Annotated in this window: 8 protein-coding genes; 3 read left to right on the top strand and 5 right to left on the bottom strand. The window is 57.2% G+C overall.

The window, feature by feature from the left end; genetic code table 11:
• The 3 genes from AQS70_RS16065 to AQS70_RS16055 all read left to right on the top strand — a co-directional run.
• Positions 1-1,514: N-acetylglutaminylglutamine amidotransferase (locus AQS70_RS16065; protein ID WP_055103753.1), on the top strand; the 1,514-nt coding region annotated here is incomplete at its 5' end.
• A 3-nt stretch (positions 1,515-1,517) separates the two neighbouring features.
• Positions 1,518-3,263 carry an N-acetylglutaminylglutamine synthetase gene (ngg, locus tag AQS70_RS16060; RefSeq protein WP_055103752.1) on the top strand — a complete coding sequence of 582 codons (1,746 nt, stop codon included), beginning with the start codon at positions 1,518-1,520 and terminating at the stop codon, positions 3,261-3,263.
• A gap of 75 nt (positions 3,264-3,338) precedes the next feature.
• Positions 3,339-4,526, top strand: coding sequence for an osmoprotectant NAGGN system M42 family peptidase (locus AQS70_RS16055; RefSeq protein WP_055103751.1), 1,188 nt, complete (start codon positions 3,339-3,341; stop codon positions 4,524-4,526).
• A gap of 154 nt (positions 4,527-4,680) precedes the next feature.
• On the opposite strand, the gene cysG is transcribed toward AQS70_RS16055, so the two are convergent.
• The 5 genes from cysG to lolA are packed head-to-tail and all read right to left on the bottom strand — an operon-like array spanning position 4,681 to position 9,719.
• Entirely contained in the window at positions 4,681-6,075 is a 1,395-nt protein-coding gene (gene cysG / locus AQS70_RS16050; protein WP_055103750.1) for a siroheme synthase CysG, read from the bottom strand.
• Positions 6,076-7,356: a serine--tRNA ligase gene (gene serS, locus AQS70_RS16045; RefSeq protein WP_055103749.1), complete on the bottom strand. Its 1,281-nt coding sequence runs from the start codon at positions 7,354-7,356 to the stop codon at positions 6,076-6,078.
• A gap of 16 nt (positions 7,357-7,372) precedes the next feature.
• Entirely contained in the window at positions 7,373-7,747 is a 375-nt protein-coding gene (gene crcB / locus AQS70_RS16040; RefSeq protein WP_055103748.1) for a fluoride efflux transporter CrcB, read from the bottom strand.
• Positions 7,744-9,069: a replication-associated recombination protein A gene (locus AQS70_RS16035; protein ID WP_055103747.1), complete on the bottom strand. Its 1,326-nt coding sequence runs from the start codon at positions 9,067-9,069 to the stop codon at positions 7,744-7,746. The genes crcB and AQS70_RS16035 overlap by 4 nt, the downstream gene beginning before the upstream one ends.
• A gap of 26 nt (positions 9,070-9,095) precedes the next feature.
• On the bottom strand, positions 9,096-9,719 hold the full coding sequence (gene lolA, locus AQS70_RS16030) for an outer membrane lipoprotein periplasmic chaperone LolA (protein ID WP_055103746.1): 624 nt from the start codon (positions 9,717-9,719) through the stop codon (positions 9,096-9,098).
• Positions 9,720-9,763: the final 44 nt, after the last annotated feature.

Genomic DNA, 9,763 nt, shown 5'->3' with positions numbered 1-9,763 from the left:
AGCTGGAAAAACTTGTCTACGCCTTTTACTCCGATGGCGACACTGAGGTATTGCTAAAGGGCTATCACGCGTGGGGTGAAGCCATGCTGCCCAAACTCAATGGCATGTTCGCGTTTGCCATTTGGGAGCGTGACACCCAGCGTTTGTTTATTGCTCGTGACCGTTTAGGCGTGAAGCCGCTGTACCTGTCGCGTACTGGCGAACGCTTGCGCTTTGCCTCAACCCTGCCCGCGTTGCTTAAAGGCGGCGACATCAGCCCAATGCTCGATCCGGTTGCGTTGAATCATTATTTAAATTTTCACGCCGTCGTACCCGCGCCTCGCACCTTGGTTGCCGGAATTGAAAAACTGCCACCTGCTACCTGGTTGCGCATTGACGCCAAGGGCAACACCGAGCAAAAAACTTGGTGGACGCTGCCCTACGGCCCACACGCCGATGAAACTCATCTGACCCTCGAAGACTGGCGCGACCGCGTGCTAGACAGTACCCGTGAAGCGGTGGCCATTCGTCAACGCGCCGCTGTGGATGTCGGTGTGCTGCTCTCGGGCGGTGTCGACTCCAGTTTGCTGGTAGGGCTGCTACGAGAAGTAGGCGTACAAGACCTGTCGACCTTTTCCATCGGTTTTCAGGACGCTGGCGGCGAGCGTGGAGATGAATTCCAGTATTCAGATTTGATTGCCAAGCATTACGGCACCCGACATCACCAATTACGCATTGCTGAACACGAAATCATCGAGCAACTGCCTGCAGCCTTCCGCGCCATGAGCGAGCCGATGGTCAGCCATGATTGCATCGCCTTTTATCTGCTATCGCGTGAAGTCGCTAAGCATTGCAAGGTGGTACAGAGCGGTCAGGGGGCAGATGAATTGTTCGCAGGCTATCACTGGTACCCGCAAGTCGATGGCGCCAGCGACCCTTACGCGGCTTACCGTGCAGCGTTTTTTGATCGCAGCTATGACGACTACAAAGCCACCGTGCAACCCAAGTGGCTGACCGCGAATGACGCCGCTGGCGATTTTGTCCGTGAGCACTTCGCACAGCCTGGCGCCGTCGCGGGTGTGGACAAGGCTCTGCGACTGGACAGTACCGTGATGCTGGTAGACGACCCTGTCAAACGCGTCGATAACATGACCATGGCGTGGGGCCTGGAAGCCCGAACGCCGTTTCTTGACTATCGACTGGCCGAGCTGTCGGCGCGAATTCCGGCCCGCTTTAAGTTGCCAGATGGCGGCAAACAGGTATTGAAAGAAGCAGCCCGCTTGGTTATCCCAAGTGAGGTCATCGACCGCAAAAAAGGCTACTTCCCCGTGCCTGGGCTCAAGCACTTGCAGGGTGACACGCTTAATTGGGTGCGCGACTTGCTGCTCGATCCAAGCCAAGACCGCGGCCTGTTCCAGCCCGCCATGCTGGATCGCTTGCTCACCAACCCTGAAAGTCAGTTAACGCCCCTCAACGGCTCCAAGTTGTGGCAATTGGCAGCCCTGAATCTGTGGCTGAGCGAACAAGGAATCTGATCAATGAAACCCCTCGCCACAGCCTATAACCAACGTTTATTGCGCGGGCAGGCGCCCTCCTACGAGCGACTGCAAGCCCGCTTCGCCGAAGATGGCAGCGCGCTGGACGCGAAACCGGTGGTCTTACACTGCGGTTGGGGCCGGGTGCTGGTCGGGCATACCTTCCCCGACCCGGTGTGCCTGGCCAATGAACTGCTTAACGAACAAGCGGGCGAGCGTGATATAGCGCTGTATGTGGCAGCCCCGCAACAGGTCTTGGCGCAGTCGCCCCAGCAGTTGTTTCTCGACCCGTCGGACACGTTGCGCCTGTGGTTTACCGATTACCGCCCGGCGACCCGTGTGTTTCGTGGGTTTCGCATCCGCCGCGTGCAAAGTGAGGCCGACTGGCAGGCCGTCAATGCTCTGTATTTAGCGCGCAACATGCTGCCTGTCGATCCGACGCTGCTGACCGCTCGCCATCAAGGCGGCCCGGTTTATTGGCTGGCTGAAGATGAAGACAGCGGCGCGGTCATTGGTAGCGTCATGGGCCTGAATCACCACACCGCGTTTCACGACCCGGAAAACGGCAGCAGCCTGTGGTGCTTGGCGGTTGATCCACTGTGCTCCCGGCCGGGTGTGGGCGAAGTGCTGGTACGCCATCTGGTTGAGCATTACATGAGCCGCGGTCTGATTTATCTCGACCTTTCTGTGCTGCATAACAACCAACAGGCGAAAAAGCTCTACGGCAAGCTCGGGTTCCGCACCCTGTCGACGTTTGCTATCAAACGCAAAAATGGCATCAATCAACCGCTGTTCCTCGGCCCCGGCCCCGAAGTTGGGCTTAACCCGTATGCGCGCATCCTAGTAGAGGAGGCTTACAAACGCGGTATAGACGTACATATTGACGACGCCAGTGCCGGGCTTTTCACACTCAGCCATGGTGGCCGACGCATTCGTTGCCGAGAGTCGCTATCGGATCTGACCAGCGCCATCAGCATGAGCTTGTGCCAAGACAAAAGCCTCACCCACGCGGTATTGAGCCAAGCAGGCTTGAGCTTGCCGGTGCAGCAGTTAGCGGGCACGGCCGACGACAATCTGGCTTTTCTGGATGAACATCAACGGATCGTAGTCAAACCGTTGGACGGCGAGCAAGGCAATGGCGTGGCCGTGGACTTGAGCGACATTGAACACGTGCAACAGGCCATTGAAGCCGCTCGGGCCTTCGACAGTCGTGTGCTGCTTGAAAGCTTCCATGAAGGGCTTGACCTGCGCATCGTGGTCATTGGTTTCGAAGTGGTGGCTGCGGCTATTCGCAAACCAGCGCAAGTCGTCGGCGATGGGCATCACCGTGTTGTGCAACTGATTGAAGCGCAAAGCCGTCGTCGTCAAGCGGCCACCGATGGCGAAAGCCGGATCCCGCTGGACGCCGAAACTGAGCGCACCGTAATAGCCGCTGGGTATACCTACGACAGTATTTTGCCCGCTGGTGAAATCCTGGCCGTGCGCCGCGCTGCAAACTTGCACACGGGCGGAACCCTAGAAGATGTCACCGAGGTTTTACACCCCGTGCTGATAGATGCCGCAGTACGTGCTGCCCGTGCGTTGGACATACCGGTGGTCGGCCTCGACTTGATGGTCCCAGCGGCTGATCAGCCCGAGTATGTGTTCATCGAAGCCAACGAGCGCGTCGGGCTGGCTAACCATGAGCCGCAGCCCACCGCCGAGCGCTTTATCGACTTGCTGTTCCCTCATAGTCAGCCCGCACCTTGAGGGTGTAGGCATTTAAGACTGAAAACTCACGCATGAGCTGCCTGCCCCTAGGCAGCTCCCTCAGCAGGAGTAGTTATGACTCGTACCCTTCCAGAACCCGACCTCGAGTACTTGCAACGGGTATTACTGGAAATGCTCGCCATTCCCAGCCCTACCGGGTTTACCGACACCATCGTGCGCTATGTGGCCGAACGTCTAGAAGAATTGGGTATTCCTTTTGAGTTGACCCGCCGCGGTACGTTACGCGCCACCCTTAAAGGCCAGCAAAACAGCCCGGACCGTGCAGTTTCGGCGCATTTGGACACCATCGGCGCCAGTGTGCGGGCGATTAAAGACAACGGCCGTCTAGTACTGGCGCCCGTGGGTTGCTGGTCCAGCCGCTTTGCCGAAGGTAGCCGGGTCAGCCTGTTTACCGACACCGGAGTCATTCGCGGCAGTGTGCTACCCCTCATGGCTTCAGGCCATGCATTTAATACGGCGGTGGATGAATTACCGGTCAGCTGGGATCACATCGAGTTGCGGTTGGACGCCTACTGCGTCACGCGCGCCGACTGCGATTCATTGGGCATCAACGTGGGTGATTTTGTGGCCTTTGATCCCTTGCCCGAATTCACCGACAGTGGCCACATCAGTGCGCGGCACTTGGACGATAAGGCTGGCGTTGCGGCCTTGTTGGCGGCGCTAAAGTCCATCGTCGACAGTGGCGAACAACCGCTGATTGACTGTCACCCGCTGTTCACCATCACCGAAGAAACCGGCAGCGGCGCTGCGGCAGCTTTGCCGTGGGATGTGAGTGAGTTTGTGGGCATTGATATTGCGCCCGTCGCACAAGGCCAGCACTCCAGCGAACATGCCGTCAGCGTGGCCATGCAGGATTCGGGCGGGCCTTATGACTATCACTTGTCCCGGCATTTGCTGAACCTTGCGGCCAATAACGATCTTCCGGTACGTCGCGATATGTTCCGCTACTACTTCAGTGATGCGCATTCAGCGGTCACAGCGGGGCATGATATTCGCTGTGCCTTGCTGGCGTTTGGTTGCGATGCGACCCATGGGTATGAGCGCACGCACATTGATAGCCTCGCGGCCTTGAGTCGTTTACTGGGTGCTTACTTAATGAGCCCACCGGTATTTGCCAGTGACGCGCAACCCGCGCAAGGTTCGCTGGATCGTTTTAGCCATCAGTTGGAGCACGATGCTCAGATGGAAAGCGATACACGCGTGCCGTCGGTCGACAGCTTGGTGGGCGATAACAGGAGCTGATAACACTCTGTAGGAGCAGCCGGTTAACGCTCGAAAGATCGCGAGCAAGCTCGCTCCTACAACCCATCACCTGCGTTGCTGCTTCTGCTTGCTCGCGATCTTTTGATCGTTAAATACAAAAGATCGCAGCTTGCTACTGTGTTTTGCCGCGCATTTAAACCTGCGACTGCGCGCCTTCAAACCACGCCAGCTTCTCACGCAGTAAAACTACTTCGCCTACGATGACCAGGGTGGGGGCATGCACTTCATGCTCCGCAACCATCGTGGGCAGGTCTTTCAAGGTGCCGGTGAAGACTCGTTGGTTTGAGGTAGTGCCTTGCTGGATCAAAGCGGCTGGGGTATCCGGCGAGCGACCATGGGCAATCAATTGCTCGCAGATCATCGGCAAGCCGATGAGCCCCATGTAGAACACCAGAGTTTGCGCCGGAGCGATGAGTTCGTTCCACGGTAAGTTGCTGGTGCCGTCTTTCAAATGCCCGGTCACGAAACGCACGGATTGCGCGTAGTCACGATGGGTCAGCGGAATACCCGCATAGGCCGCGCAACCGCTGGCAGCGGTAATGCCCGGCACCACTTGAAACGGGATGCCATGCGCCGCCAGCTCTTCAATTTCTTCGCCACCACGGCCAAAGATAAACGGATCGCCTCCTTTGAGCCGCACCACTCGCTTGCCTTGCTTGGCCAAATCCACCAATTGCTGATTGATCTGATCTTGCGGCACCGCGTGTTCAGCGCGACGCTTGCCCACGTAGACACGTTCAGCATCACGACGGCAGAGTTCCAGAATCGCGGGCGCTACCAGACGATCGTAGAGCACGACGTCCGCCTGTTGCATTAAACGCAGTGCGCGAAAAGTCAGCAGGTCAGGGTCACCCGGCCCTGCACCCACCAGGTATACCTCGCCGGTGGTCTTGGTCGGTTCGCCATTAATCTTGGCCTGGAGTAAACGCTCAGCTTCAGCGCCCTGCCCGGCCAGTTGCCGATCGGCAATCGGGCCCTGAAACACATCTTCCCAGAAGCCACGACGCTGCTGCACATTCGGAAACAGGTGTTTAACCTGCGCCCTAAACCGTGCGGCAAGGCCTGCTAACTGACCGTAAGTCGAGGGGATCCAGGTTTCGATCTTGGCGCGAATCAACCGCGCCAAAACCGGCGCATCGCCACCACTGGAGATGGCGATCACTAACGGCGAGCGATCAACGATGGCAGGGAAAATCACGCTGCACAGCGCGGGTGCATCGACCACGTTAACCGGAACACAACGATGATGGGCATCAGCAGACACTTGAGCATTGAGCGGCTCATCGTCAGTGGCGGCGATGATCAACCCGCACCCATCAAGGTCGGTTTCAACATAACCACGCAACACCAGCTCACCGCCGCTACTGTTAACCAACTCACACAGTTGTGGCTCTATCGCGGGCGCAACGACCCGCAGCACCGCACCGGCATCGGCCAGCAGCCGAGATTTGCGCAAGGCAATCTCCCCACCACCGACCACCAATACACGGCTGCCACGCAGGTTATGAAACAGCGGCAGAAACTCCATTTAGCCGATAACCTCAATCCCGCCCATATAAGGCTTGAGCACTTCAGGGACACGGATCGAGCCGTCTGCCTGCTGGTAGTTTTCTAGCACCGCAACCAACGTGCGACCGACCGCCAAGCCAGAGCCGTTGAGGGTGTGAACCAGCTCAGGCTTACCGGTTTCTGGGTTACGGAAACGCGCCTGCATACGGCGAGCTTGGAAGTCGCCACAGTTAGAGCACGACGAGATTTCACGGTACTTATCTTGGCTAGGCACCCACACTTCAAGGTCGTAAGTTTTGCTGGCGCTGAACCCCATGTCACCGGTGCACAGCGCCAGCGTGCGGTAAGGCAGCTCAAGCAGTTGCAACACTTTTTCAGCGTTACCGACCAGGCTTTCAAGGGCATCCATCGACGTCGAGGGCTCTACGATCTGCACCATCTCAACTTTGTCGAATTGGTGCTGACGGATCATGCCGCGTGTGTCGCGGCCCGACGCACCGGCCTCACTGCGAAAGCATGGCGTGTGCGCGACGAATTTGATCGGCAGGGATTTGTGATCAACGATCTCGCCCGCCACGATGTTGGTCAGCGACACTTCAGCCGTCGGAATCAGATAAAGATCGGCTTCGCCTTCGCGGCTGATTTTGAATAGGTCTTCTTCGAACTTCGGCAACTGCCCAGTACCTTGCAGCGCAGGCGCCTGTACCAAGTACGGCGTGTAAGCCTCTTCGTAACCATGTTCATTGATGTGCAGGTTAATCATGAACTGCGCCAAGGCACGGTGCAGACGAGCAATCGGCCCACGCAGCAAGGCAAAACGAGCGCCGGACAATTTGGCCGCCGTCTCAAAGTCTAGCCAGCCATGCTGTTCGCCCAATGCGACGTGGTCTTTGATCTCAAAATCAAAGGCTTTTGGCGTGCCCCAGCTGCGAATTTCGACGTTGTCGTCTTCGTCAGCACCTACCGGTACCGATTCATCTGGCAGGTTTGGCAGGCTCAACAGAATCGAGTCCAGTTCGGTCTGGATCGCTTCCAGCTCAATCTTGCCGCTGGCCAGATCGCTGCCCATGGTTTCAACGCTAGCCATCAGTGGCGCGATGTCTTCACCGCGCGCCTTGGCCTGACCAATGCTCTTGGAGATGGCATTGCGCTCTGCCTGCAGACGCTCGGTCAGGGTTTGAACTTCTTTACGCTTAGCTTCCAGCGCGTCAATGCGCGCCACGTCCAGCTTAAAGCCACGGGATGCCAGGCGATCCGCTACGTCCTGCAGGTTGGTACGTAACAGTTTGGAATCGAGCATGTCGGTTTCTCGTTTATCAAAGTTTGGTCAGGGACAGGCCAGCCCAGGTCGCAAGCAGCCCGCCGAATACGCTGAGGGCTACGTAGCCCAGGGCCAAGAGCACTTGCCCGTTTTCAAGCAGGCGCACCGTATCCAGTGAAAAGGATGAAAAAGTGGTCAAACCGCCTAAAAACCCGATCATGAGTCCAGAGCGGACTTCAACCGGGACGTCCGGGCGGATCAAAAAAAGCCCGTAAAGAAGGCCAATTATCAGGCAGCCCACGATATTAACGGCCAACGTTCCGGTATAGAAGTGCTTTGGCCAATTGGCGGATATCCAATTGCCCGTGGCGAAACGCAATAAGGTGCCTGCAGCACCTCCTACAGCTACGGCAGCGATTAATGGAATCAAGGTTTTCTCCGCTGTAGTGGGCTGGCCCGATCAAGCGTGGCCAGGTGTTTAAGCTTTTCGCCAATTTTCAATTCAAGCCCGCGAGGAACAGGTTGATACAGCGCTAAAGGCTCAAGCCCATCTGGGAAGTAGTCTTCACCGGCGGCATACGCATCCGGCTCGTCATGAGCGTAGCGGTATTCGTCACCATAGCCCAATTGCTTCATGAGTTTGGTCGGCGCATTGCGCAAATGCAGAGGGACTTCGAGCGAGCCATATTCGGCAGAGCTGCGCAGTGCGGCCTTGAAGCCCATGTACACCGCGTTGCTTTTTGGCGCGCAGGCCAAATAGGTAATGGCTTGGGCCACCGCTAGTTCGCCTTCGGGGCTGCCGAGGCGCTCTTGCACGTCCCACGCGGCCAAGCACAAGCTCAAGGCTCGGGGGTCAGCATTGCCGATGTCTTCACTGGCCATGCGCACCACACGACGCGCGATGTACAGCGGGTCACAGCCGCCATCAATCATGCGTGCAAACCAGTACAGTGCACCATCTGGGTTAGAGCCACGTACCGACTTATGCAGGGCCGAGATCTGGTCGTAAAACGCTTCACCGCCCTTATCGAACCGCCGTTGGGTGTCGCCCAGCAGGTTGTGCAGAAGGTCGGTGCCAATTTCAGTCGCGTCTTCGGCCAAGTCCGAGGCGTTTTCCAACAGGTTGAGCAAGCGCCGGCCATCACCATCAGCGGCCCTAAGCAAGACTTGAAAGCCCTCGTCGCTGAGGGTCAGACCCCGCTTGCCCAAGCCTTTATCTTCGGTCAACGCGCGCTCAACCAACTTGCGCAATGCCGCTTCGTCTAGGCTCTTGAGGACATACACCCGCGCCCGTGACAGCAGCGCGTTGTTCAGCTCAAAGGACGGGTTTTCAGTGGTGGCGCCGATGAAAATCAAGGTGCCGTCTTCAACGTAGGGCAAAAAGGCATCTTGCTGCGACTTGTTGAAACGGTGCACTTCGTCGACGAAGAGGATGGTCCGCCGCCCGTATTGGCCAGCTTGCTGCTTGGCGATTTCAACCGCCTGACGGATTTCCTTAACCCCAGCCAGCACGGCCGAGACGGTTTCAAAGTGAGCATCCGAGACTTCAGCCAGCAGCCGCGCCAGCGTGGTTTTACCCACGCCTGGCGGCCCCCAGAAGATCATCGAGTGCAGCGCGCCCTGCTCCAGGGCTTCGCGCAAGGGTTTGCCGCGGGCCAGCAGGTGTTGTTGACCGACATACTCATCCAGATTGGTCGCCCGCAAACGGGCAGCCAAGGGCTGGGCAATCGGTGCACTTCGAAACAGATCCATAGAGCGTTTGAAACCTCGTCCAGGGCTTATTCCTGGATGACATCAGCCCCTTTCGGGATATCGAACTTGAACGTGGAAGCCGGGATCGGCTGATTGGCCTTTACCCCGGTGAACAGCAGATCAGTACGCTGACCCACACTGTCAACCAGACGCATGTTGTTGATCAGGCCACCGCGAAACGACAGGTTTAGCGAGTCAAACAACGTGTCTTTGGTTTTAGGCTTGAGCGTGAAATCAATCACATCACCCGACTGCTTTGAGCTGATGTCGAAACTTTCACTGATTTTCGACACATCTCCAGAGAGCAGCAGAGCTGGGGTTTGAGTCAGACGTTGATCAAGCTTTTTGATGGTGACTTGTTCTAGATCTGGGTCCCACAAGGTGACTTTCTGGCCGTCAGACACCATCGTCTGTTCATTCGGCGCATCGGTATGCCAGTAGAACAGCCCCGGACGCTGCAAAGCCATTTCACCTTTGGTGTCTTGCAACTGAGTTCCACTGCCATCCAGAGTTAACTGGGTAAAGCGCGCAGTCAGCGTCTTCGACCTTTCCAACAGGTTGGTCAGGCTCTGCACATCCGCCTCAGCGGCACTGGCGGAAAATGCAGTCAAAGCCAAAACCGGTAGCAACAACAGGCTGACAAAACGCATGGAAATCCTCATTGATTAGTTAAACCCTGCCTACAGATAGGCTG

This window comes from Pseudomonas endophytica (genome assembly GCF_001411475.1).
In the GTDB taxonomy this organism is placed as follows: domain Bacteria; phylum Pseudomonadota; class Gammaproteobacteria; order Pseudomonadales; family Pseudomonadaceae; genus Aquipseudomonas; species Aquipseudomonas endophytica.
The sequence above is the reverse complement of the archived record's forward strand: the minus strand, read 5'-3'. Positions and strand labels throughout refer to the sequence as shown.

Coding starts and splice junctions, on each gene's coding strand:
- ngg (WP_055103752.1), top strand. CDS start 1,518: ATGAAACCCCTCGCCACAGCCTATAACCAACGTTTATTGCGCGGGCAG.
- AQS70_RS16055 (WP_055103751.1), top strand. CDS start 3,339: ATGACTCGTACCCTTCCAGAACCCGACCTCGAGTACTTGCAACGGGTA.
- cysG (WP_055103750.1), bottom strand. CDS start 6,075: ATGGAGTTTCTGCCGCTGTTTCATAACCTGCGTGGCAGCCGTGTATTG.
- serS (WP_055103749.1), bottom strand. CDS start 7,356: ATGCTCGATTCCAAACTGTTACGTACCAACCTGCAGGACGTAGCGGAT.
- AQS70_RS16035 (WP_055103747.1), bottom strand. CDS start 9,069: ATGGATCTGTTTCGAAGTGCACCGATTGCCCAGCCCTTGGCTGCCCGT.
- lolA (WP_055103746.1), bottom strand. CDS start 9,719: ATGCGTTTTGTCAGCCTGTTGTTGCTACCGGTTTTGGCTTTGACTGCA.